Source organism: Paenibacillus sacheonensis (assembly GCF_009909195.1).
Classification (GTDB): domain Bacteria; phylum Bacillota; class Bacilli; order Paenibacillales; family Paenibacillaceae; genus Paenibacillus_Z; species Paenibacillus_Z sacheonensis.
In genome coordinates this window covers 62,824-87,302 of sequence record NZ_JAAAMU010000008.1, presented here as the reverse complement: position 1 = coordinate 87,302, position 24,479 = coordinate 62,824, and the positions used below count along the sequence as shown (strand labels likewise).

The 24,479-nt window shown below is 59.0% G+C and carries 21 protein-coding genes and 1 pseudogene; 15 read left to right on the top strand and 7 right to left on the bottom strand.

Translation table 11 applies throughout. The features are described from left to right. Position 1: 1 nt before the first annotated feature. Complete coding sequence (locus tag GT003_RS16975) at positions 2-424, top strand: universal stress protein (RefSeq protein WP_161699912.1); 423 nt, start codon at positions 2-4, stop codon at positions 422-424. Between the two features lie 49 nt (positions 425-473). On the opposite strand, the gene GT003_RS16970 is transcribed toward GT003_RS16975, so the two are convergent. Then, entirely contained in the window at positions 474-1,019 is a 546-nt protein-coding gene (locus GT003_RS16970) for a PadR family transcriptional regulator (RefSeq protein WP_161699910.1), read from the bottom strand. 122 nt (positions 1,020-1,141) lie between these two features. Here GT003_RS16970 and GT003_RS16965 point away from each other — a divergent pair, with 122 nt between their 5' ends. The 3 genes from GT003_RS16965 (at position 1,142) to GT003_RS16955 (ending at position 4,694) form a co-directional block, all read left to right on the top strand. Continuing rightward, positions 1,142-2,668, top strand: a complete 1,527-nt coding sequence (locus GT003_RS16965; RefSeq protein ID WP_239566026.1) for an MDR family MFS transporter — start codon at positions 1,142-1,144, stop codon at positions 2,666-2,668. 206 nt (positions 2,669-2,874) lie between these two features. After that, entirely contained in the window at positions 2,875-3,498 is a 624-nt protein-coding gene (locus tag GT003_RS16960; protein WP_239566039.1) for a DUF2306 domain-containing protein, read from the top strand. A gap of 956 nt (positions 3,499-4,454) precedes the next feature. Beyond that, complete coding sequence (locus GT003_RS16955) at positions 4,455-4,694, top strand: hypothetical protein (protein ID WP_161699906.1); 240 nt, start codon at positions 4,455-4,457, stop codon at positions 4,692-4,694. Between the two features lie 419 nt (positions 4,695-5,113). Here GT003_RS16955 and uvrA read toward each other — a convergent pair whose 3' ends face one another. Next, positions 5,114-7,624, bottom strand: a complete 2,511-nt coding sequence (gene uvrA, locus GT003_RS16950; RefSeq protein ID WP_161699904.1) for an excinuclease ABC subunit UvrA — start codon at positions 7,622-7,624, stop codon at positions 5,114-5,116. Positions 7,625-7,840: 216 nt separating this feature from the next. On the opposite strand from uvrA, the gene GT003_RS16945 reads away from it, so the two are divergent. The 10 genes from GT003_RS16945 (at position 7,841) to GT003_RS16900 (ending at position 17,124) form a co-directional block, all read left to right on the top strand. Then, positions 7,841-8,821, top strand: a complete 981-nt coding sequence (locus GT003_RS16945) for a phosphotransferase enzyme family protein (protein WP_161699902.1) — start codon at positions 7,841-7,843, stop codon at positions 8,819-8,821. Between the two features lie 195 nt (positions 8,822-9,016). Beyond that, a complete protein-coding gene (locus GT003_RS16940) occupies positions 9,017-9,481 on the top strand; it encodes a heme-degrading domain-containing protein (RefSeq protein ID WP_161699900.1) in 465 nt (154 codons plus the stop codon). Positions 9,482-9,521: 40 nt separating this feature from the next. Beyond that, positions 9,522-10,217 carry an NAD-dependent epimerase/dehydratase family protein gene (locus GT003_RS16935; protein WP_161699898.1) on the top strand — a complete coding sequence of 232 codons (696 nt, stop codon included), beginning with the start codon at positions 9,522-9,524 and terminating at the stop codon, positions 10,215-10,217. A 261-nt stretch (positions 10,218-10,478) separates the two neighbouring features. After that, the gene (locus GT003_RS16930; protein WP_161699896.1) at positions 10,479-11,168 is read left to right on the top strand and encodes a response regulator transcription factor; all 690 of its coding nucleotides are present in this window, start codon (positions 10,479-10,481) and stop codon (positions 11,166-11,168) included. Further along, positions 11,161-12,336: a HAMP domain-containing sensor histidine kinase gene (locus GT003_RS16925; RefSeq protein WP_161699894.1), complete on the top strand. Its 1,176-nt coding sequence runs from the start codon at positions 11,161-11,163 to the stop codon at positions 12,334-12,336. The genes GT003_RS16930 and GT003_RS16925 overlap by 8 nt, the downstream gene beginning before the upstream one ends. A 257-nt stretch (positions 12,337-12,593) precedes the next feature. Continuing rightward, the gene (locus GT003_RS16920) at positions 12,594-13,190 is read left to right on the top strand and encodes a TetR/AcrR family transcriptional regulator (RefSeq protein WP_161699892.1); all 597 of its coding nucleotides are present in this window, start codon (positions 12,594-12,596) and stop codon (positions 13,188-13,190) included. A gap of 242 nt (positions 13,191-13,432) precedes the next feature. Then, entirely contained in the window at positions 13,433-14,254 is an 822-nt protein-coding gene (locus GT003_RS16915) for an SDR family oxidoreductase (protein ID WP_161699890.1), read from the top strand. 136 nt (positions 14,255-14,390) lie between these two features. After that, the gene (locus tag GT003_RS16910; protein WP_161699888.1) at positions 14,391-15,263 is read left to right on the top strand and encodes a M15 family metallopeptidase; all 873 of its coding nucleotides are present in this window, start codon (positions 14,391-14,393) and stop codon (positions 15,261-15,263) included. Positions 15,264-15,375: 112 nt separating this feature from the next. After that, positions 15,376-16,035, top strand: a complete 660-nt coding sequence (locus GT003_RS16905) for an HAD-IA family hydrolase (RefSeq protein WP_161699886.1) — start codon at positions 15,376-15,378, stop codon at positions 16,033-16,035. A 45-nt stretch (positions 16,036-16,080) separates the two neighbouring features. After that, positions 16,081-17,124: a hypothetical protein gene (locus tag GT003_RS16900; RefSeq protein WP_239565919.1), complete on the top strand. Its 1,044-nt coding sequence runs from the start codon at positions 16,081-16,083 to the stop codon at positions 17,122-17,124. A gap of 207 nt (positions 17,125-17,331) precedes the next feature. Here GT003_RS16900 and GT003_RS16895 read toward each other — a convergent pair whose 3' ends face one another. From GT003_RS16895 to GT003_RS16885, 3 genes are read right to left on the bottom strand one after another with little or no spacing between them, the layout of a single operon-like run. Continuing rightward, positions 17,332-18,345: a FecCD family ABC transporter permease gene (locus GT003_RS16895; RefSeq protein ID WP_161699884.1), complete on the bottom strand. Its 1,014-nt coding sequence runs from the start codon at positions 18,343-18,345 to the stop codon at positions 17,332-17,334. Beyond that, positions 18,342-19,352 carry a FecCD family ABC transporter permease gene (locus GT003_RS16890; protein ID WP_161699882.1) on the bottom strand — a complete coding sequence of 337 codons (1,011 nt, stop codon included), beginning with the start codon at positions 19,350-19,352 and terminating at the stop codon, positions 18,342-18,344. Before GT003_RS16890 ends, GT003_RS16895 begins: the two co-directional genes overlap by 4 nt. Before the next feature lie 4 nt (positions 19,353-19,356). Continuing rightward, positions 19,357-20,355, bottom strand: a complete 999-nt coding sequence (locus GT003_RS16885; protein WP_161699880.1) for an iron-hydroxamate ABC transporter substrate-binding protein — start codon at positions 20,353-20,355, stop codon at positions 19,357-19,359. Between the two features lie 207 nt (positions 20,356-20,562). On the opposite strand from GT003_RS16885, the gene GT003_RS16880 reads away from it, so the two are divergent. After that, complete coding sequence (locus tag GT003_RS16880) at positions 20,563-21,612, top strand: NAD(P)/FAD-dependent oxidoreductase (RefSeq protein WP_161699878.1); 1,050 nt, start codon at positions 20,563-20,565, stop codon at positions 21,610-21,612. A gap of 80 nt (positions 21,613-21,692) precedes the next feature. On the opposite strand, the pseudogene GT003_RS16875 reads toward GT003_RS16880, so the two are convergent. Then, positions 21,693-23,234: pseudogene (locus GT003_RS16875) on the bottom strand (catalase); the annotation flags it as partial. A 212-nt stretch (positions 23,235-23,446) separates the two neighbouring features. Continuing rightward, entirely contained in the window at positions 23,447-24,448 is a 1,002-nt protein-coding gene (locus tag GT003_RS16870) for a globin-coupled sensor protein (RefSeq protein ID WP_161699873.1), read from the bottom strand. Positions 24,449-24,479: the final 31 nt, after the last annotated feature.

Sequence of the window (24,479 nt, the reverse complement as noted above, 5' to 3'; positions counted from 1 at the left end):
GATGTACAAGCATATTCTTATTCCCATCGACGGGTCGGAACAAGCCGGCAAGGCATTGGAAAACGCAATCGGATTAGCCCGTGCACTATCCGCGGATGTCCGATTGACCGTGCTTCACGTGAACCCGGCGTTGACGCTGAACGAGCCGGTCATCGGCATGGATCTAGAGCAGGCGTTGGAGGAAGAAGGCAAGCATATTCTTGAGCCTGCAGCGGTCAAGCTGAGAGCAGCGGGCTTTGCATTCGATACGCTTACCGCGGACGGCGATCCGGCAGCGGTGATCGTCCGGACGGCGAAGGACGCAGATGCCGATCTGATCGTCATGGGTACGCGCGGCGTCGGCATCGTCTCCGAGCTACTGCTCGGCAGCGTCAGCCACGGCGTCGTACAGCATGCGCATTGCCCGGTCCTGTTAGTAAAGTAGTATCCTGACTCTAAGGATACAAGTCGAGAGAAGAAGAGCCGAATTCCCTTCAACGGGGATTCGGCTCTTCTTGGTTTTGTCGTTCTACGAGCTGCCGCAGCGCCCATTCCGACCAAGACAGATCGGATTCGAAATGGTATTCGGCCTTCTTCATCAGCAGGAGGGTGCCCAAAGGCGGCGGAGGCTGCTGCAAGCTATACACCTCCAGCTTGGCCTGAAGCCACGCCAGCTTGTCCTGACTATAAGCGACGCGCGTTTCCAGCAGCCGGCGGATATCGGCGAGTTCGCCCTGTTCCATGCAGTAGAGCTTGAGCACCAGCTCGTCGCGCGTATTCGGCTCGCACGCCGGCTCCGTCAGCCAGCTTCGGAGAGCTTCCTTTCCGATGGGCGTGATGGAATAGACTTTTTTATCCGGCTTGTCGGATTGGACGACGAGCGTGTGCTGGACATAGCCGCCGCTTTCCAGCTGGGCGAGAAGCGGGTAGATTTGACTGTGCTTGGCCGGCCAAAACGGCTGAATTTTCCGCATGAGATCGTAACCGGAATCTGCCGAATTGGAGAGCAGACTGAGCAGACCGTACGAGAGCGTATTCATTGCATTCCCCTTCTGTATATATATTTTGACATATGATTGGGAGGCGATTTATAATAGTCCTGCCTTCAAATTATATGTAAAAATCAACATAGGGGCAAATGAAACGGAGAGATGGGGAAACGATGGAACAACAGGGGGAACAAACGGCGCCGAAAATCAGCTTTTGGCCGATTATGATCGCGATATTCGTCGGCTCGTTCTTATGCGTGCTGGCATCCAGCACGATCAATATCGCACTTCCGATTTTGCAGGATCACTTCCATACCAGTCTGGGTACGATTCAATGGACGCTGACCGGCTTCATGCTGGCAATGGGAACGTTCGCGCCGATCGTCGGTTACTTGGGCGAGAAGTTCAGCTATAAACGGCTGTTTCTGTTCGCGCTTGGCGGCTTCACGCTGGCTTCGGTGCTCTGCGCGCTCGCTTGGGATGAATATTCCCTGATCGCGTTCCGTGTTATGCAGGGTATTTTCAGCGGGTTGATCCTGCCGGCATCGATGGCCATCATCTACCAGGTCGTCCCGCGGGATAAGCAAGCGATGGCGATCGCCTTATGGTCGCTCGCCGCGATGATGGCACCGGCGCTCGGACCGACCTTCAGCGGCTGGCTGCTGCAGAACTTCGATTGGCAATGGCTCTTCTGGATGAACCTTCCGATCGGTCTGATCGCCATCGTCCTCGTAGCTGCCTACATTCCGTATTACCGGCTCAGCGTGCCGAAGAAATTCGACGCGATCGGGTTCGTTACCGTGCTGTTCGGCAGCGTCGCGCTGCTGCTCGCGCTTGGCCAAGGCCATGCCTGGGGCTGGGGCTCCGCCAAAGTCATCTCGCTGTTCATTGCCGGCGGTATCCTGCTGGCGGCGTTCGTCTGGCAGGAGCTTCGTACGGAATCGCCTCTGCTGGAGCTGCGCGTTCTGGCGAACGGACGTTATACGCTCAATCTGATCATCACGATTATTCTGACGATCAGCCTTTATTCCGGTACGCTGCTAACGCCGCTCTTCCTGCAGCGCATCCAAATGGTATCCACGATGGATACGGGGCTGATCCTCCTTCCCGCCTCGCTCGTCATGGCGCTCGTCATGCCGATCATCGGGAAGCTCTATACGTCGGTCGGTCCGCGCTGGCTGATGGGCATCGGCATTCCGCTCCTCGCGCTGGGCACGCTGATGCTCAGCTGGTCGAGCATCGATATCTCGCACAGCTACATTCTGTGGTGGATGATCGTGCGTAACCTGGGGATCGCGATGGTCATGATGCCGGCGAGCAACGCGGCGATGGAACGCATCTCCCGGACGATGACCGGGCATGCGTCCTCGATCTCGAACTGGCTGCGGAACGTGTTCGGCTCCTTCGCCATCGCGCTGTTCACGACCATGCTGGCCTCCCGTTCTACGCATCATGCGACGGACCTGGCGAAGGCCGGAGATACGAACGAGGTGCATATCGGCATGATGTCGTTCACGATGAGCGTCAACGATGTCTACGTCGTCGCGACGATCGTTGCCGTAATCGCGCTGCCGCTGGCCATGTTCGTCGGCCGGGTGAAGCCTTCGGCCGCGGTGCCGGTCGAGTCGCAAGCCGCGAAGGATCGCACGGCGTCCGCGAAAGACGGACTTCCGGGAACAGCGGCTCCTGCGGATGTGTAACTAGAATCATAGGGATCGCGACTAAAGAGAATTTGAACGCTACGACAACGAACCTTGGGACGCATGCAGCGTTTCAAGGTTTTTTGCCGTCTCCGTCCGGGGACGGACTGAACGGCGGCGGACTTGTGCTACGATAGAGCTATTATAGGCGGTCGTCTGCGCATGGATGGGATGATTGTCGTTCGGGAGCGTGCATGGGGTTGGGCATGAAAAGAAGCTGGTGGCTGCTTGTCATCGTATCGCTGGGCATCATGATTGGGTTTTCCGCGCCGTACCTGACGTTCGATTCGGCGAACAGCCGCGTGGACACGGCACCGGGGAGTCTGCAGTTTCCGGTACTGGTCACGCACATTTTATTTGCCTTCGCGGCGCTGGTGACGGGCTTCACGCAGTTCATGGAACGCGTCCGAACGCAGCGGCCGAAGCTGCATCGGAATCTGGGCCGAATATATGTGGTCAGCGTGATGATCAGCGCCTTGCTGGCGCTGCCGCTGACCGGCTACATGGACGATTTCTCGAAAGCGGTCGGATTCATCGCCTTGGCGTTGATCTGGCTGTTCACCACCTGGCGAGGATATCGCAGCGCCGTTAATCGGGACTTCACTGCCCATCGCAGATGGATGATCCGCAGCTTCGGCATTACGCTCGTCGCGGTAAGCGGCCGGCTGCTCGTGCCGGTGCTGCTGCTGACGTACGGCGTGCTGCACGGCTTCTCGCTTCCGGAAGGCAGGGAGGGGATGGTCGATGCCGTGCTGAACGTGAACATTTGGGCAGGCTTGATCGTGAACTTCATGCTTGTGGAATGGGTATTTCTGAAGCCGAAGCGCTGATGGCCCGCTGGTGGTACAGGAGCGCGGGGTCGCGGGGTCGGAGGGGCGGTAAACCTAAGGAGGCGCTGCATGCCCCGAGCTATGCAAACAAAAACCGCTTCGCTACGGATGGATGGCATCCGAGGCGAAGCGGTTTTTTTGCGTGGAGCCGAATTGATGCGGTTCCTGCGCTGCTGCAAGTGGGCGGAGAGGTTCTAACGAACCTCACAAGCGTTATTCAGGTCAAAAATGGCCAATTGGAAATCTAACGCAACTCACAGACGCTATTTGCCTGAAATGCTACAGTTTCCACTCCAATTTGAACTAATAGCGATTCCTACATTCGTTAGCGCTGGAAAAGAGGGCAAAACGCGCGAATAGCGCTTTCTATATTCGTTAGAATTTTCGTGCTTGGGGGTACAGGGGGCTGCCCCAACGCATTAGTCGCGAAGCGCGTCCATGGGTTGTGTCCCAAGCCGAAGGCAGCAGCCGTGCTTGTCCCTATGCGCGGAGCGCGTTTGTGCGTTTAGCCCCGAGCGGCGCAAAGCGCGCCCATGCTCTTGGCCAGAGGCCGAGCGCAAGCGCCGGCATGCCGAAGGAGAGCGACTTTGGTGCGGAGCACCACGGGAGCGCTCATCGGCAATGCCAGGACACTGGAGCGCAGCTGCCATGCTGCCCTAAGCGCGAAGCGCGTCTATGTGTTCCCCCCAAGCGCAAAGCGCGCGCATACTCTTGGCCAGAGGCCAAGCGCAAGCGCCGGCATGCCGAAGTAGAGCGACTATGGTGCGAAGCAACACGGGAGCGCTCATCGGCAAAGCCGGGACTGGAGCGCAGCTGCCATGAGCTTCAAGCGCGAAGCGCGGCAATTCGCTCTGCCCCAGCCGAAGGCAGTGCATCTGCCTCAAGCACAAAGTGCGCCCATGCTCTTGGCCAGAGGCCGAGCGCGAGCGCCGGCATGCCGAAGGAGAGCGACTTTGGTGCGAAGCACCACGGGAGCGCTCATCGGCAATGCCGGAACTGGAGCGCAGCTGCCATGCCACTTCAAGCGCGAAGCGCGTCTATGCGTTCTGCCCCAAGCGCGGAGCGCGTCCATGCTCTTGGCCAGAGGCCGAAGCGCAAGCGCCGGCATGCCGAAGGAGAGCGACTTTGGTGCGGAGCACCACGGGAGCGCTCATCGGCAATGCCGGAACTGGAGCGCAGCTGCCACGCTGCCCTAAGCGCGGAGCGCGTTCATGCTCTTGGCCAGAGGCCGAAGCGCAAGCGCCGGCATGCCGAAGGAGAGCGACTTTGGTGCGGAGCACCACGGGAGCGCTCATCGGCAATGCCGGAACTGGAGCGCAGCTGCCATGCCGCTTCAAGCGCGAAGCGCGTCTATGCGTTCTGCCCCAAGCGCGGAGCGCGTCCATGCACTGAGCCAGAGACCGAAGCGCAAGCGCCGGCATGCCGAAGGAGAGCGACTTTGGTGCGAAGCACCACGGGAGCGCTCATCGGCAATGCCGGAACTGGAGCGCAGCTGCCATGCCACTTCAAGCGCGAAGCGCATCTATGCGTTCTGCCCCAAGCGCGAAGCGCGTCTATGCGTTCTCCCCAAGCGCAAAGCGCGCCCATGCGTGCTGCCTTATACGTTTGCCCCCGCTCAGCTGCCCAGCGCTTCCCGCAAATAGCGGCCCGTATGCGACTGGCGCACCTGCGCCACCTGTTCCGGCGTGCCTTCCGCGACGACCGAGCCGCCGCCTTCGCCGCCTTCGGGGCCGATGTCGATGATCCAGTCGCATTCGCGGATCAGCTCCAGGTTGTGCTCCACGACGATCACGGTGTTCCCGGCATCGACGAGCTTGTCGAGCAGCAGCGTGAGCTGGCGGACGTCGGCGGGATGCAGGCCGGTCGTCGGTTCGTCCAGCAAATAGAGCGTATGCTTCTTCGTGCGTTTGGCGAGCTCCTTGGCGAGGCGCAGCCGCTGGCCTTCGCCGCCGGACAGCGTGCGCACCGATTGTCCCCAGTGCAGGTAGCCGAGGCCGACTTCGCAGAGGAGGCGGATCGTTTCGGCCATTTTGTCGTTGTTTTCGAACACGGCGAGGCTCTCCTGAACGGTCATGTCGAGCAGATCCGAGATCGAGTAGCCTTCATAGGTGACCTGCAGCACCTCATCCTGGAAGCGGCGCCCTTTGCAGGCCGGGCAGCGGACTTCGATATCCGGCAGGAAGTGCATGTCCACGGTCAGCACGCCGAGGCCTTGGCAGTTCTCGCAGCGTCCGCCGGCCGTGTTGAAGGAGAAATGCTTGGACGTCAGCTTCAGCTTCTTCGCTGCCGGCAGACCGGCGAACAGATTGCGCATCGCCGTGAAAAGATCGGTGTACGTCGCCACGTTGGAGCGCTGCATCCGCCCGATCGGCGATTGGTCGACGGTGATCCAATTGCCGACGTTGTCCGTGCCTTCGATGCCTGCGCAGCCCTCCGGGCGCAGATTGTCGTTCGCGCCTTCGGCAAGCAGGTCAAAGAGCAGCGTGGATTTGCCGGATCCGGAGACGCCGGTCACCGCAACGAGGCGGCCGAGCGGGAACGACACCGTGACGTTCTTGAGGTTCCGCGCAGTGGCGCCGCGTACGGTAAGCGCGCTGCCGTTGCCCGGGCGGCGGCTAGGGCGTGCTCGATAAGCGGACTCCTCCCGCAGGTAGGCGCCGGTGACGGACTCCGGCGATGCCATCAGATCCGCAAGCGTGCCTTCGCCGACGACGCGTCCACCCATGCTGCCGGCCCCGGGCCCCATGTCGATGACGTGGTCGGCAGCCCGCATCATGTCGACATCATGCTCGATGACGAGCACCGTATTGCCGAGATCGCGCAGCTGCTTCATCACGAGAATGAGGCCAGCCGTGTCGCGGGGATGGAGGCCTGCGGTCGGTTCATCGAGAATATACAGCACGCCGGTCAGACCGGAACCGAGCAGGGAAGCGAGCCGCAGGCGCTGGGCTTCGCCGCCGGAGAGGGTCACCGTCTGCCGGTTCAGCGACAGATAGCCGAGGCCGACATGCAAGATCCGCTTCAGGCGGGAGGGGATTTCGTCGCTGATGAAGGTTGCCAGCATCTCCAGAATGGCAGAGGGCAGCTCGGCGGTTACGCGCTCCGTCCAAGCCAGCACCTCTTCGAGCGGCAGCTCCGTGACCTCGTGGATAGCCGAGCCGCCTACTTGGACCGAACGGCTGACCGCGTTCAGCTTCGCTCCGCGGCAAGCCGGGCATTCCTGCTGGTGGAAGAAGTCGGCCGCGTTCATGCCGCCTTCGGCTTCGACGCCTTTTTCCTTGTACCGGCGCCAGATGCCGGTCACGATGCCTTCGAATTTGCCGAGCGCCACCGTTCGCGGGGGCTTCACGTCCGGGTAGTGGCGCGTGAACTGCTCGCTCTCCGTGCCGTAGTAGAGCAGGTCCAGCTGTGCTTCGGGGTAATCTTTCAGCGGCAGCTCGGGATCGAAGGCGAATCCGTAATGCTTTGCGCTGGCAGTCAAAATATTCGCGTAATACTCCACCATCATGTCATAGAGATGCGGAACGCCGCCGCCGCGAAGCCCTTTGTCCGTATGGAAAATCGCATCCATCCGCAGCGTCGCCACCGATCCGAGTCCGGAGCAGGTTTCGCAGGCTCCCTGCAGCGTGTTGAACGAGAAATGCGTCATCGTGAGCTTCTCCAGCTTGGCGTCGCAGTGCGGGCAGTGGATCCATTCCTGACGCTCTTCTTCATTCGCGATATTCATGCCGGCCGCTTCCGCCGGGGGAGGCGGCACGAGGCCGCCGCAATGCGGGCAAGGGCGCTCGCCTGCCCGGGCATAAATCGTGCGCATGTACGTGTAAATGTCCGTCACGGTGCCGACCGTGGACCGCGGATTGCGGTTCGTCACATGCTGCCCGACGCTGATGGACGGCGAGAGCCCGACGATGGCGCCGACCTTCGGCTTGTTGATGGAATCCGATACCATGCCCATGGACTCCATGTATTGGCGCTGGCACTCCCGCTGCAGCGTGTCCATGGCGAGCGTCGATTTGCCGGATCCGGATGGCCCCGTCAGCACGACGAGTTTGTATTTCGGGATATGCAGCGAGACGTTCTTCAAGTTATTCTCGAAGGCTCCTACAATTTGAATCGTATCTTTCAATGGACACAGCTCCTTCTTAAGCGTGATCATCCTTATTATAGAACATTGGTGCAAGTTGGAAGGTTGGATAAGAGGACAGCTATACGCACAAAGCAGATCCTATTCCAAACCTTATCATCGTGCTTAAAGCTTAAGCGTTAAGCCTTTTGGACAGCGGACACGCTTCCGAAATATGGTATAGTGGAGAGACCTCAGTGCTAGGAGGATCGCCATTCCATGCATCTCTTTCCTGCCAGCTATACGCTGCTCTCCCGGGAGGCGCTGCTCGCGCACATCCGGCAGCAGTACGACATCGACGAACCTCGTTTCTTGCACTATTTCCTGCGGGGGATGAATGACACGTATCTCTTGGAAACGGAGACCGCCCGTTATATGTTCCGCGTCTATCGGGCGGATCGACGGACGATCTCCGATATCGCGTTCGAGCTTGACCTGTTAACCCATCTCGCCGGGAAGGGGGTGCCGGTATCGACGCCGATCGCGAGGCGCGACGGTACGCTCATTAACGCGTTCCCGGCCGCGGAAGGGACGAAGCACGGCGTGCTGTTCACCTTCGCGGAAGGAACGGAGCGGCGGGTTCGGACGGCGGATGACAGCCGGGGATTCGGGCAGTCCGTAGCGCGAATGCATGAAGCGGCGAGCACGTTCGCAAGCGGGCATCCTAGAAGCCGAATCGGATTGGACGTTCTGATCGATCGACCGCTGGACGTCATCGGGGAGCATCTCGCTCATCGCCAAGAAGATATTGCTTTCCTGCGGCAGCGCGTTACGGAGCTGAGAGAGCGGCTGCAGCCGTTGATCGACGAAGGATTGGACTTCGGCATCTGCCACGGCGATCTGCATGGCAACACCAACGTGGCTTATACGGAAGACGGGCGGATGACGCATTACGACTTCGACTTGTGCGGCTATGGCTGGCGGGCCTACGATATTGCCGAGTTCCGTTTGGCGCGGGAAATTCACAGCGGGCACGATCCGGCGGAAGTCGAGGCGTTATGGTCGGCTTTTCTGGACGGCTACCGGTCGGAGCGAATCTTGCGCGCGCAGGATGAGCAGGCCGTGCCGATCTTCGTCGCGCTGCGCCAGTTATGGCTCTTTGCCCTGTGCTTCAGCGAGTCGGAGCTGATTGGGGCGGCGGATTTCGACGATGGCTTCATCGACGGGAAGATGGCGTATTTTCGAGCGCTGACGATCTAGCGGCGATGCAGCATAGGAACATGGACAAGAGGAGTGAGCGAAGTGGCAGAGGCGGGCAGACGCAAAAGGCTGGCAGTCATGCTTCCGATGTTCGTTGTCGCTGAGCCTTGACCGGGATCCGCGGCGGGCCGATTTATATTGTCATCCCTTTTATCGTACTATAAGAGGGAAGCACCTACAGAAAGAGGGACAACGATGAGTGAATTCCTGGAAGCCTTATTGACGCAAGAAGAAGAGCTGCAATTCGAATCGTTTACGAACGAGGACGCCTATGAGCTGGGCTGCATTATCGTCAAGCATGCCAAGGACGTGCTCGGCAAAGGCATTGCCGTACATATCGAGAACGGCGAGTATCCGCTCTTCACGCACTATATGACGGGGACGTCCAAGGACAACATTTACTGGATCAACACGAAGAAGAACGTCGTCGACCGTTTCGGCCACAGCTCGCTGTACGTGGGCGAGAAGTACAAGGCGGAAGGCACCACGTTCAAGGACGGCTCGGGGTTATCGCTTGACGAATACCAAGGCGAAGGCGGCTCGTTCCCGCTGGTCGTGCGCGGTCAAGGCAAGGTCGGTACGGTTACCGTGTCCGGGCTGACGGGCGAGGAAGATCATCAAGTCGCCGTGGACGGCCTTCGCAAATACTTGACCAGATAGCGAACGCAGCGTGTCACAGGGGAGAAGGAGGACGGGGGAAATGAAGCAGCAAGAACTTAAGCAGCCGATCCGCGCGATCGTTACCGGCGCAACCGGGATGGTCGGCGAAGGCGTGCTGCATGAATGCCTGCTGCATCCGGGCGTGGAGCAGGTGCTGGTTATCGGCCGGAAACCTTGCGGCGTCACGCATCCCAAGCTTCGGGAGCTCGTGCTTCCGGATTTGTACGACTTATCGCCGGCGGCTGCAGAGCTGACGGGCTATAACGCCTGCTATTTCTGCCTGGGCGTCTCCTCGGTCGGCATGAACGAAGCGGATTATACCCGCGTGACGCATGACTTGACGCTTCATGCGGCGGAGCTGCTCGCGCGCTTGAACCCGGACATGGTGTTCTGCTACGTGACGGGTTCGGGAACGGACAGCACCGAGCAGGGCAGAAGCATGTGGGCGCGGGTGAAAGGAAGGACCGAGAACGAGCTGCTGCGGCTGCCTTTCCGCCGGGCTTACATGTTCCGTCCCGGCTATATTCATCCCACGCCAGGGCTCAAGAACGTGCATCCGTATTACCGCGCGCTGAAGTGGCTGTATCCGATCTTGAGGACGGTTCTGCCGAGCGGCGTCATTACGCTGCGCGAGCTCGGGCAAGCGATGGTTCATGCTGCCGATGGGACGTACGAGCCGTCGATTCTTCCCTGCAAAGAAATCCGTAAGCTGGCCCGGCTGGGCGAGCTTTCGTGAATGGCTCATGGATAGGCGACCCGGTACGCTCCGAATCGAGCGGACCGGGTTTTTCTTGTCGTCATTGCCAGCCGGCCTTGTCGAACAAGCCGCTATTCGCGCACCTGCATGCTCAAGGTGGCGGCTCCCGTTCGAATAGGATTCCATTTGGGCGCCTAACGCGGAACTTTAAGATATTTTTTAGTTTTAAATGGTAGACTACCTCTATAGCCTATTGAAAATCGGCAAGTCTGCGCTTGCCGGATCGGGAGCTGGAAACGAATGAAGCGAAATACGATATTGATCGCGGACGACGAGGCGGAGATCGCCGATCTGGTCGAGCTGCATTTGGAGAAGGAGGGTTATCGCTGCATTAAGGCGGCCTCCGGCCAAGAAGCGGTGCAAGCCGTTCAGTCGCAGACGATCGACCTTGCGATTCTCGATATCATGATGCCGGGGCTGGACGGGTACGAGGTGACCCGGCGCATCCGGGAGCATTCCGCGATGCCGATTATTTTCCTCAGCGCGAAGACGAGCGATCTCGACAAAATCACGGGACTCGTCATCGGCGCCGACGATTATATGACGAAACCGTTCAACCCGATGGAGCTGGTCGCCCGCGTGGGCGCCCAATTGCGGCGCGCGACTCAATTCAATCAGCAGGCGGGCGGGAGCTCGTCGGTGCTGGAGATCGGCGGACTCGTCATCGATACGGGCAGGCATACGGTAACGAAGTACGGCAGCCCCATCGAATTGACGCCGAAGGAATTCGATATCCTGTATCTGCTTGCCTGCCATCCGAAGCAAGTGTTCAGCGGCGAGCACCTGTTCGAGCGCGTGTGGGGGGAGACTTACCTGGAGAGCGGCAATACGGTCATGGTGCATATCCGAACCCTGCGCAAGAAGCTGGGCGACGACAAGGACAAATGGATCAAGACCGTTTGGGGCGTGGGGTATACCTTCAATGGATAAGCCGGCCTTCAGCTTCCGATCCAAGATGCTCCTGCTGCTCGGAGCGAGCATGCTTCTGTCGGGGATTGTCATATTCCTCGCCTACAGGGCGCTGGAAACGTATTATTTATCCCACGTCTGGTTTGCGAACGATCCGTTGTTCCGGGTGAGGCGGTATATCGAGAACATCGGCGATTTCCAGTTCGCCATCATCCTGATGATTCCGTTCACCATCTTGTTTTTCTATCTGTTCACGAAGCCGTACGCGGCCTATTTCGGGGACATATCTGCGGGCATACGAAGACTGGCTCAGGGGGACTTCAGCAGCCGGGTCGTCATCCGGTCGCAGGACGAGTTCGGCCGCATCGCCGATGATCTTAACCAAGCGGGCGATAACCTTCAGATGGCGATGGAACGGGGGGATTTTGCGGAGAGCAGCAAGCATCAGCTCGTGCTCAACCTGGCGCATGATCTCCGGACGCCGCTGACGTCGGTGCTGGGTTACTTGGATATTCTCCTGCGGGACGAGAGCCTGTCCAAGGAGAAGGTTCGGCACTACATGGGAATCGCCTTCACGAAATCCCGGCGGCTCGAGAAGCTCATCGACGAGCTGTTCGAGATTACCCGCATGAACTACGGCAAGGCGCCGCTTCACCTGGCGACGCTGGATGTCAGCGAGCTGCTCGTCCAGCTGAACGAGGAGCTGTTTCCGGTCTTCGAGAATGCCGAGCTGACGGTCCGGCTGCACATCGATTCGCAGGTCGTCATGAGCGGCGACGGCGAGCTGCTGGCCCGCGTTTTCGAGAATTTGCTGACCAATGCCGTCCGGTACGGCGGGGACGGGCAGTTCATCGATATCCATTGCGCGGCGGAGGCGGGCGAAGCCGTCATCCAGGTCGTCAATTACGGGGATACGATTCCTCCGCAGCAGCTGCCGCATATCTTCGATATGTTCTACACCGGCGATCAGGCGCGGACGACGCAAAGCGGCGGGACGGGCATCGGTCTGTACATCGTCCGCAATATCGTCGAACAGCACGGCGGCACGATCACGGTCCAAAGCGATGTCGAGCGCACTTGTTTCGAGGTGAGGCTGCCGCTGGACGGCGGGGAAAGCGCGGCTGCCGCCGAGAGTGCCGGCGCCGAGGAAGGCGTAGAGAAGGAAATTACGCGGCGTTCCCGCCGCTGACAGCAAGCGGTTCTCGGCATATTGTGGGGAAGTACGATTGGCTATAGCTCGTCGTTAGTGGAGAGCGCGCTCTGCAGCGCATCGTACTATACGGTTTTGCAGACGCAGTCGCGCGCATCTGTTAGGCTCACTGCGCTTCCTCTCGTCGAAACCGCCATCTTTTGACGGAGGGTTGACGGAAGCGATCGATATGTTTTATGATTAGAACGATCATTCGATCTATACGAAAACGAATCGGAAAGGAGGAGCGGGCGAACATGTTCGAGCGTTACAACAAAGTCCAGCGGGCCGTATTGGAGACGACGCTTCATCTGATCATCGACAAGGAGCTGCAGGCAACGTCGATGTCGCTGATCGCGAAGGAGTCCGGCGTATCCACGGGCAACATTTATCATTATTTCAGCAGCAAGGAAGACATCATCAACGAGCTGTATAAGGCGATCGTCCTGTTCAACGGAGAGTTCGTGACGAAGAATCTGAACGCGGCCGATTCCGTGCAGGAACAGTTTCGGCGGGCTTGGCGCAGCGTCATCGAGCTGGGCAAGAACCATCCGAAGGGCTTTCGGTTCATCGAGCAGTATTCGTTCTCGCCGTATATTTACGAGCAATCCAAGCTGGAAGCTTACAAAGGCGGATGGTGTGGACCGATGGAGAAGATTTACCGGCAAGCTATTGACCAAGGGTTATTCGTTGAATTGGAGCCGCACATGATGGTACAGATGCATTACGGTTCCATCGTTTATCTCCTGAAGAGTCACCAGCAGAACATGCTGGAGCTGACTGCAGACGTCGAAGAGCAGGCGCTTCGATCCTTCTGGAACGCGGTAAGCAAGGAAAAGGGTTGGAACGAGTAGGTTCGGCGGCCGGCTCTTTCTTTTCGCGATTTATAGATCGAACGTTCGGTTTAATGCGCGATAGGCGATATTGGGGAGGCGGCAGGATGGTTTCTGTCGTGAAACTCGCCATTCGCACCGTTGTCTCAAGCTTCAGGCGGATCGAAGCCTAGCCCGCTAGTCGTCCCGTCTGCATGTGAAGGTTTGCAAGGCATAGAATGAACGTTCAATTTAAAATCTACGACTATTCGGAGGCGTTACTTATGACGACAAAAACGATCTTTATTACAGGAACGAGTTCAGGACTCGGCAAGCTGACGGCCATTCATTTCGCGAAGCTCGGCTGGAACGTCGCCGCAACGATGCGCACCCCGGAGAAAGAAACGGAGCTGATGGCTTACGACAACATCAAGCTGTTCAAATTGGACGTCACGAACCTGGCTGAGGTCGACTCGGCCGTCCATGAAGCGATCGCGGCTTTCGGTAAGATCGACGTTGTCGTCAACAACGCGGGAATGGGATCCTACGGGGCGCTGGAATTGGCCGAGGAAGCGACCATCGATTGGCAGTTCGCGGTGAACGCGCGCGGTCCGATCAACGTCATTCGCAAGTTTCTGCCCCACTTCAGAGCCGAGGGCGGCGGCATGTTCATCAACATCAGTTCCTTCATGGGAGTCACGACGGCCGTACCGCTGGGCTCCTTGTATAACATGTCCAAGTTTGCGCTGGAGGGCTTGACGGAGGGCCTCTATTACGAGCTCAAACCGCTGAATATCGAGCTTCGCCTCATCGAGCAGGGCGGTTCGACCGGCAACAATTTCGTAAACAGCATTCGCTGGAACAAGGACGAGAACATCACGGCCTACGATGATATGATGAACAAAATCGTCGGCATGATGAGCAGCGGGGATAGCAGCCGGCTGGACGACCCGCAAATCATCGTCGATGCCATAGCGGCGCAGGCTACCGGGGAGAGCAAGCAGTTCCGCACGGTCGTGGGCGAAGCGGGCAAAGGGCTCTTGGCGCTGCGGAATTCGGTTCCGATCGAGCAATATTTGGAGACGATCGCGCGGAACTATAACTAAGACGCGTCCCATGCACGCTTGGCTGATGCTCCGACGGCGTGATTTAAGAAAAAGTTAAGCTTTGCGAAAGGTCTTCTTTAACCGTTTGCCCTATTCTTGCAAGACGAACGTTTTTGCGAGAGGAATGGAAACGAGAATGAAGAACATGCGAATGGCAGGCCTGCTCCTGTTGGTGCTCGTCGGCGTGCAAGCCGCGCAGCATGCGGAGGAATGGACAGGCGGCGGCGAGGCCGCCGCGAGAGCTCCGCTCGCGACGCCGATGCGCACGGTAACGGCGGGCATGCATCAGCTGCGCCAAGGGAACCTGCTGCTCGTCGATCAGCTGCACCCCGTCGATGACGATGGCAGACTGACCGATATCGTTAACCTCTTCGAGCATCCCGAGCTGAGGCATGGTTACGGCTTGCTGGATACGAAGATCATGCTCTCGAAGCGCGTGGCCGAGAAATGGCAGGTGCTGGTCGACGCTGCGGCGAAGGCCGGCATCAGCCATTTTGTCATTAACAGCGGCTATCGGGACGATGCGCAGCAAGAGGAGTTGTTTGAGGAGAAGGGATCGGACTATGCGCTGCCGCCGGGATACAGCGAGCATAATCTGGGCCTGTCCATGGACGTTGGTTCGACCGCAGCGGAGATGAATCGGGCTCCCGAAGGAAAGTGGCTGAGCAATAATGCGTGGAAATACGGCTTTGTCCTCCGCTACCCCAAGGATAAAACGGACATCACCGGCATCCAGTATGAACCGTGGCATTTTCGATACGTCGGGCTGCCGCACAGCCAACTGATGCATGCGCATGACTGGACGCTGGAGGAATATCTGGCCGCTCTGAAGAAACAGGGCGCGATGACGGCTAAGGTAGACGGCGTGAGCTATACGGTCACTTATTATCCTGCTTCCGACACCGCGGACACGGCGATTCGCGTCCCGGCCGATGGGGCCTATACGGTGAGCGGCAATAATGCGGATGGCATTATCGTGACGACGCAGAGCACAGCCGGGACTAATTGAGGGGCCGGATGTCCGGTGCCTGGCAGCCGGCGCGGCGAAACGTCGAAGGAAGGGAATAAGCGCGGAGACCGAGAACTACTAGGTAGGATCCATTCCGAGGAGGAACATACCCGTGATCAAGGCGATTATTTTCGATTTCGACGGTTTGATTTACGATACCGAGGTGCCGGAATATAAGGCTTTTCAAGAAATTTACGCCGAGCACGGCCATGAGCTGGAGCTTGGCGTCTGGGGGCAGTGCATCGGCACGTACAATAGCGCGTTCAACCCGTACGATCATTTGGAAGCCTGCTTGGGACGGACGCTCGACCGCCAGGAGCTCAGGAGCAGGCATAAAGCCAAATTCGATCGTTTGATGGAAGCCGAGACGATTCGTCCTGGCGTGGAATCCTATTTGGCGACGGCGCGGGCGCTTGGACTGCGCGTCGGACTCGCTTCCAGCTCGAGCCGGGAATGGGTAACGGGGCATCTCGCCAAGCTGAACGTGGCGACGTATTTCGAGTGCATTCGGGTACGCGACGACGTCCGGTTGGTGAAGCCGGATCCCGAGCTGTACGTGCAGGTTATCGAAGCCTTCGGCATAGCGCCGAACGAGGCGGTCGCATTCGAGGATTCGCCGAACGGCGCGAAAGCGGCCAAAGCGGCAGGACTCTATTGCGTTGCCGTTCCCAACGGCATCACCCGCGAATTGACGTTCGGCGAGGTTGATCTGCGGCTGGACTCGATGACGGACATGAAGCTGGAGGCGGTTATCTCGCGGCTGTCGTCATGAGGAACGGCCTGACAAGAGAAGGGGTCGGAGAGGAGGACGCGGATCATGACGGAGCGCAGCGATAAAGCGAATGCCGCGTCAAGCAATGGGGCAGGCGCCGGGTCAAGCGCCGAGTCGAGAGCCTGGTCAAGCAAGGGGACAGGCAGCAGTCACTTGGCGGCGGGACTATCCATAATCGCGGGCTGCAAGGCTCGGACGGGCGATATCTGGCAGGCACACTACGGCGCCGCGGCCATCGCGAGCGTCTCCTTCCGGTGGGACAACCGGCTGGCTCCCGGGACGGCGGATGCCGTCGCACGTCAGACGGAGGCAATGCTAGCCGTGTATGCGCCGCAAGCCGAAGACGGCGCGGCGATTGCCGCGCACGAGGCGGAGCAGGCGATCGTTCGTGCGCTGGGCGAGACGCTCGAAGGGCTGCACTGGGTCGGCCATAACTTCATCTATGCGGCGCATGCCCTCTCGGCGCTGCGCGAGCTTGGTGGCTGGGGAACGGCGGAGGATATCGCCGGCATCGCGTCGCTCCTGCGGTCGTTCCGAGGCACGATACCAGGCCGTTCCTGGATCGGCTATCGGGTATCCGAAGTGAAGAAGCTGTCCGCTTCGGAAGAAATTTCCGCATTGTCGGCCGCAATCGATGGACCTGCGGCGTTATCGGGGCTTGTACTGTCGGAGCTTGCGGCGTTCAAGCGCATCTATCGGGCGGAAGCGCATCATGATTTGATCGGTCATATGCTTACCTTCTCGCACGCGCTTAATTTGCTGCATGATCTCGGCCGCGAGGAGCTGTTCCGTGCCGGTCTGCCGCAGCTGCTGGCCATCGCCGCGGTGCTCCGGACGAGCCGCGACCTTGGCATGGAGAAGCCGATTCGGCTTATGTCCCCGGTAGACCGGCTGCCGCTCGAGCTTGCTCGGCGGTCGGAATGGCTGCCGGCGGAAGCGGCGTTCTGGCTTCGCGACTTTGCTGCGATCGACTGGGATTTCGGCCATGTCTTCAAATTCGCCTGCAGCTTCTACGATCATTCGAACCGCGCCGCATGCACGGCCCATGGCGGGGCCGAGGACAACTTCCGGTTCCTCCTTCCGACCTAAGGCTCCGCGGGCGCGGTTGACAAGGCTGCAACCCTATCTTGACGCTGCCCGATTAGTTGTCCGCCGGGATTATGAAGCCGTTCCCGATCGCTTCCACTAAGATATGGTAAATTCCCAACCCTGGAATACAAAAAAGCTCTTCGCCCCGAGCGGGACGAAGGGCTTTTCGACATGAAATGGCGCGAGGCGAAACAGCCGGCGAAGGCCTTATATCTTCTTCAGCAGCAAGTAGACAAAATACGGCGCGCCGATGAGCGCGACCACGATGCCTGCCGGAATGCCGTCGGCCGCGCTGGACACGTTCCGGCCGATCGTATCCGCGAGCACCAGCAGCCATCCGCCGATCAACACGGCGACGGGGACGAAGAGCTGGTTGCGCGGGCCGACCAGCGACTTGGCGATATGCGGCGCCATCAGGCCGATGAAGGCGATGCCTCCCGCGACGGATACGGCGGAAGCAGCCAGCGCAACGGCCGCGAGCAGCAGCACGAGGCGTTCCTTGGTCAAGGAGACGCCGACGCCGATCGCGACGGAATCGTCCAGCGCCAGCAGATTCAATTTGTTCGCCTTATACAACACGAACGGCACGAGCACAATCAGCCATGGGAGGAGCGCCCAGATGAACGGCCAGTCCGCCCCCCATATGTTGCCCGCGAGCCATTTGGAGATAAAGTCGACCTTCTCCCGATCGGCGGAAGAGATCAGGACGATCATGACCCCGGAGAGCGCCATGGAGAAGCCGACCCCGGTCAGCACGAGCCGGACCGGCTGCAAGCCGGCATGCCGCTTGTACGAGAACAGATAGATGAGCACAGACGTCGCCAGCGCCCCGCCGAATGCGACCATGGGCAGCACGTAAGCGAACGTGCCCGCATCGATCGGCATGAACAGGAAGTAGAGGGCAACGCCGACCCCGGCGCCGGAATTAATGCCGATAATGCCGGGATCGGCCAAGTCGTTGCGCGTCACGCTTTGCAGGATGGACCCGGACAGCGCCAGCGCCATGCCTGCCAGGACCGTGATAATGATGCGCGGGAGCCGAACGTCGAACAGGACGAAACGTTCCTTGAACGTCCCGTTCCCGAGCAGCGTCGGGATGATACGGCCGTAGGACACTTTGGAATAGCCGAGTCCCATGCTGACGAAGACGGTAAGCAGAATCAGGACGGCGAACGACAGCAGAATGAGCCGCTGCCTGCGGATAAGCGCTTGGTGTATCATTTGATCGCTTTCCCCCCTCTGCGCATGATGACGAGGAAGAAGGGCAGACCCACGACGGCCACGATCGCGGCGATCGGCGTTTCAAAAGGAGCATTGATCACGCGGGCCACCGTATCGGCGATCAGCATGAACGAAGCGCCGGCAATGGCCGACATCGGTACCACGAATCGATAATCCGTACCGACGATCGCCCGAACGATATGCGGAATCATCAGGCCAAGGAAGGTCAGGTTGCCGACCAGCGCCACCGAAGCGCCGGCGAGCAGCACCGTAACGAGAAACAGCACGGCCTTGATCAGGCCCGTCTTCTGTCCGAGTCCGACGGCGACGTCCTCGCTCAGGCTGAGAATGGTCAGCTGGCGCGACATCACGAGCGCGATCAGGATGCCGACCGTAATGAATGGAATGATAATCTGGAGCTGGCTCCAAGACGTGCCGATCATGCCGCCGGCCGTCCACATGGAGACGTCCTTGGATACCTTGAAGGCAAGGCCGATGCCTTCGGCAATTGCGTAGAGAAACGCAGAAATGGCCGAACCGGCCAGCACGATGCGCAGCGGCGAGAAGCCGCCCTTCTTGGCGGATCCGACGCCGAGCACGAGCAGGGAACCGACCGCGGCGCCGATAAAGCATGTCACGGTGATCCAGAAGTAATTGGCCGATGGCGCGAACGCGACGGTAAATGCGAGTGCCGCGTTGGCACCGGCAGTGAGGCCGAGCAGACCGGGATCGGCCAGCGGATTGCGCGTCATGCCCTGCATGACGGACCCGGATACGGCAAGCGCCGCTCCGACGAAGATGGCCGCGATTTCGCGCGGCAATCGGATTTCGCGGAGGATGGAGAGATTCTCTCCCGACCGGTTGGTCGTCAATGCGAGCCAGACGTCCTTCACCGTGGTGTGGGCGGCGCCGAAGACCATGGCGATGAAGAACATCGCCACGAAGAACAGCAGACCCGCCGTCAGCTTGAGAACAAATGGATAGGGGCGCGTTGTTTCGCTTGCCATCGCCTTATTGTCCCAGGAATTTCTGCTTGAAGAAGTCGAGCTGATAGTCCAGGGTCATCGGATCGTTGAAGTAGAAGGCGCTGCCGTCGACGTCGAAGACGCGGCCGTTCTTGACCGCCGGAATGTTCTTGTACGCCTCCGTCTGTTCGAACGAATTATCGGAGTCTTTGAATTTGCTGACGATCATGTAATCGCCGGCGAACTGCGGAAGCACTTCCGAGGAAAGCGCGTAGTACCCGTCTTTCAGCGCCGTATCGATAACCTTCTGCGGCATCTTCAGCTTCATCTCCTGATAGAGAATCTCCGTGCCGCGTCCCCAGCTGTCGCCGTATACGTAGAGCTGCTTGTCGAAGCTCTCGACTACGGATACGGTCGCGTTCTCGCCGATCTTCGCTTTGATCTCCGTGCCGGCTTCGGCCGCGCGTTGCTTGAAGTCGTCGACCCAGGCCTGCGCTTCTTGTCCTTTGTTCAACAGCTTGCCGATTTCGACGAACTGGGCGAGATAGTCGACTTTGTTGTAGGTGTAAACGACCGTCGGCGCGATCTCTTTGAGCTTGTCGACGTTCTTGACGTTATCCAGTCCGATGATCAGATCGGGATCGAGTTCGATGATCTTCTCCAGGTTATCGTCGGAGACCTCTTGGGCATCCTTCAGCTGATCCTGGAAACGGGGGTTCTGCTTGGACCAGGAGTCCACGCCGACGACGGGAACGCCGAGTTTCATGACGCTGCCGGCGAAAGCGGCGAGCACGACGACGCGCTGCGGATTGGCGGGGACGTCGACCGGACCGCTTTGGGATTCGTACGTAATCGTGCCGGTCGCCGCCGTATCGTTGGCCGCCGTGTTATTTGCGTCGGCATTATTGCTTTGCGCGTTATTCGCCGCCGCCTTGTTGGAACTGCTGCTTCCTTCGTTGGCGTTGTCGGCATTGTTCTTCGAAGTGCCACACGCGCCGAGAACCAGGATGAGGATGGCGAGGACCGGAATAAGTGCTTTTCTCATGATAGGGGAGAGCTCCTTTAAATTAGTTTCTGTGGATCACGAACAATGATAATGATTATCAGTATCGGTGACACTAATTAAGATAATTGACATGAGAATGATTGTCAATATCATCTTGTGTTTACGAGAGATGCCGTGTATATTAATACATGTCGAGATATTGAGAATCATTATCAATGAAAATGAGCGGCGAAGGGGCGATCGGCCATGAACGCGGAGAACATATTCGATATCACCATTATCGGGGGCGGCCCTGCGGGGCTTTACTCGGCATTCTATAGCGGACTGCGGGAAATGAAAACGAAAATCATCGAGTTCCAGCCTTTTCTCGGCGGCAAAGTGCATGTTTATCCGGAGAAAATGATCTGGGATGTCGGCGGGCTGAAGCCGATTCCGGGCGCCCAGCTGATCGATCAGCTGGTGGAGCAGGGGCTCACCTTCAATCCCGAAGTAGTCCTGAACGAGAAGGTGGAATCGATCGGCCGCAACGAAGAAGGCTTATTCGAGCTTCGCGGTTCATCCGGTCAGATCCATTATTCCAAAACGGCAATCATCGCGGTCGGCGGCGGCATCCTGAATCCGACGAAGCTGGATATCGAGGGCGCGGAGCGGTACGAGGTGAGCAACCTGCATTATACGGTCAAGTCGCTGCGTCAATTCAAGGGCAAGACCGTCATCGTCTCGGGCGGAGGCAATTCCGCCGTCGACTGGGCCAACGAGCTGGTGCCGATCGCGGATCAGGTTATCGTCGTCTATCGCAAAGGCGGGTTGTCCGGGCACGAGGCGCAGGTACAGCAGCTCTTGAACAGCTCCGCCAACGTCGTGTTCCACTCATCGATCACCAAGCTGCTCGCAAGCGAGAATCATGAGACGATCGAGCGCGTGGAGCTGACGAACCATCAGACGGGCGATGTAACGACCGTCGAGGTGGACGAGATCGTCATCAATCACGGGTACGACCGCGACTCGACGCTGCTGCAGGCGAGCGACCTGAACATCGACATGCTGGAGGATTTCTATGTCTCCGGCAGCGTCAGCAGCGAGTCTTCCGTGCCGGGCCTCTACGCGGCAGGCGATATTCTGATGCACGACGGCAAGCTGCATCTGATCGCGGGCGCTTTCCAGGACGCGGCGAACGCGGTGAACCGGGCGAAGAGCTTCATTCAGCCGGAAGCCGAGAAATACGGCATGGTGTCGTCGCACAACCATCGCTTCAAGGAGCGCAACCGTGAGCTGGTCAATCAAATGATGAAGTAGCCAGCAGTTTTAAATATAAATGCCTGCAAGCTCGGCCAAGATGGCCGCATGCTTGCAGGCATTTTCTCGTTGCGCAGCGCTTAATAACCGTCGGTTTCGCGTCCTGCGTTCTCGGCCATCTCCGCTCCTTCGCGGAGGGATACGGCGCCGATGTGGGAGCTGTCGACGCTGGCTTTCGCGAGGCTGTCCGCGACCCGCTTGCCGTAGTCCGGATCCGCCTGCGTGAAATAGCCGATCATCGTCTCTTGAATCTGCGGCTGGCATACTTTCAGGGCATCGGCGAGATTGGCGATGAGCTCTTCCCGTTCCCAATCCTCGAATTTCCGGTACGTCTCGCCGGCTTGCTTGAAATCATTGGACCGCTCGAGCTTCTGGCGCACGAGCTTCGCGTCGTAAGAAGGCTGATGATCCTTGCCCCCCGCCGGCGCTTCCTTCAGGCCGCCAAGCAGGGAAGGCTCATAATTGACATGCGGATTCTGCCCGCTCGCCCGGTCGACGATGATGGCCATCTGTCCGTCGCGCTGATTCGTGGCTACGGGCGCAAGCGGGGCGTTGACCGGCAATTGCAGGTAGTTCGTGCCGACGCGGTGCCGCTGCGTGTCGGAGTAGGAGAACGTCCGTCCCTGCAGCAGCTTGTCATCGGAGAAATCCAGCCCGTCCACGAGAACGCCGGTACCGAACGCGGCCTGCTCGACTTCGGCGAAATAATTCTCCGGATTGCGGTCGAGCACCATCTTACCGACAGGGAGGAACGGGAATTGCTCGGTGTCCCACAGCTTCGTCGGATCGAGCGGATCGTAGTCGAGCTCCGCATGCTCGTCATCGCTCATCAGCTGGACGAACAGCTCCCACTCCGGATAGTCGCCGCGCTCGATCGCCTCGTACAAATCCTGCGTCGCATGGCTCGCATTCATGCCCTGAATGGCATTCGCCTCGGCCTGCCGCAGGTTCTTGATGCTGTGCTTCAGCGGCTCCCAGTGGTATTTGACCAGCATGGCTTCGCCGTCCGCGTTTACCCACTTGTATGTATTGACGCCGGATCCTTGCATCTGCCGGTAGTTGGCCGGAATGCCCCATGGCGAGAACAGGAACGTCACCATATGAACCGCTTCCGGGGAACCGGATATGAAATCGAACATCCGCTCGGGATTGGACAGGTTCGTGACGGGGTCGGGCTTGAACGCATGCACCATATCCGGGAATTTCAGCGGGTCGCGGATGAAGAAAATTTTCAGATTGTTGCCGACGAGATCCCAGTTGCCGTCCTCGGCGTAGAACTTGACCGCGAAGCCGCGCGGATCGCGAAGCGTCTCCGGCGAGTGGCCGCCGTGAATGACGGTCGAGAACCGGACGAACACCGGCGTCTGCTTGCCGGCACCTTGGAACAGCTTGGCGCGCGTGTATTTGGATACCGCCTCGTCGCCGACCTTGCCGTAGGTCTCGAAGTAACCGTATGCGCCCGCGCCCCGTGCATGCACGACGCGTTCCGGAATGCGCTCGCGGTCGAAATGGGAGATCTTCTCGATAAAATGGTAATTCTCCAGCGTCGACGGACCGCGGCTGCCGACCGTACGGATGTTTTGATTGTCCGAAATGGGATGGCCCTGCCGGTCCGTCAGCGTCATGTCATCTTTCTTGTCGTTAGGCATAAGAGGGCTGCCACCTTTCTGGGAGTGTTCAGTCCTTACTTTGCGCCAATGAATGGGCAATTATGCCGGAATATCGCAATCGCGGCATGCAACCGGCAAAAAAAGGCCGAACCGGTGAAAGCGCCGGTCCAGCCGTTTAGCCGTTTTGACGAAAAGCTTACTCGTTGGCGGTCCAATGAAGCCGATTATTGGATGCTCTCGAGCTCCAAGGTGATCGTCTCGATCATTTGCACGAAGGACGTCAGCTCCTGCGAGCTCGCGGCCTGGTCGCGCGCCAGCGTGGACGTCCGTTCGGCGTCCTGCATGACCTCGCCGATGACGCCCGTGATTTCCTGCAGCTTTTCGCGCACGGTGACCAGCGACTCCTTGGAATGGCTGGCCAGCTTGCGGATCTCGTTCGCGACGATGCCGAAGCCGCGGCCGTGATCGGCTGCGTGCGCCGCTTCAATGGCGGCGTTGATGCCGAGCAGCTGGCTTTGGTCGGAGATTTCCTGGAGCAGCGACCCGATGCCGTCGATCTCGCCGATCTTGGACTGCAGCTCGCGTACTTTGACGTTCGCCTGGTCCTGGATGTCTGCCGTATGGGTGGCGGAATCCGCGACGGACTGGCTGCTGCTGCTCAGTTCCACGATCATGGCCGAGAGCTCTTGAACGATTCGGCTGATGGTCGTCAGCGTCGTCTGTTTGGCATCCGACAGCGCCTGGATTTTATCCTTCTCGTCCTTCTCGTAGGCTTCGAGCACCAGCTGGGAGTCGAGGTTGAACATTTTGGACAGCGCCAAGATAATGGTCATCCACGAATCCGGAGCGATGCGCTTGAAATGCTGCACGGCCGTGTCGAGATAGAGCATATAGGTGCCCAAATACCAGTCCGTCGTCAGTCCGATCCGGGAATGGATGTTGCCGATCAGAATGCGGCGCTCGATAAAAGCCTCGTCGATGACGCCGTTCGTCAAGGACATGAAGTACCAGCGCTGCGTTTCCTTGAGCCGGTCGAGCGTGCTGTGCTGGCGGATAATGGCCGACAGCTCGGGAACGGCCACGACTTGCTCGTACAGCTGGTCGACCACCTGGCTCGTGATTTGTTCAAAAAGCTCGCGTTTTCCGTGCAGGTACGCCAAATCCTCGTCCGTAATGCCGATATAAGCAAGCTGTTTTTTGCGTTGTTCGTTCAATTGAATCGTCATCGTTAATCTCCCCTGGTAGGTAAGGCCTACA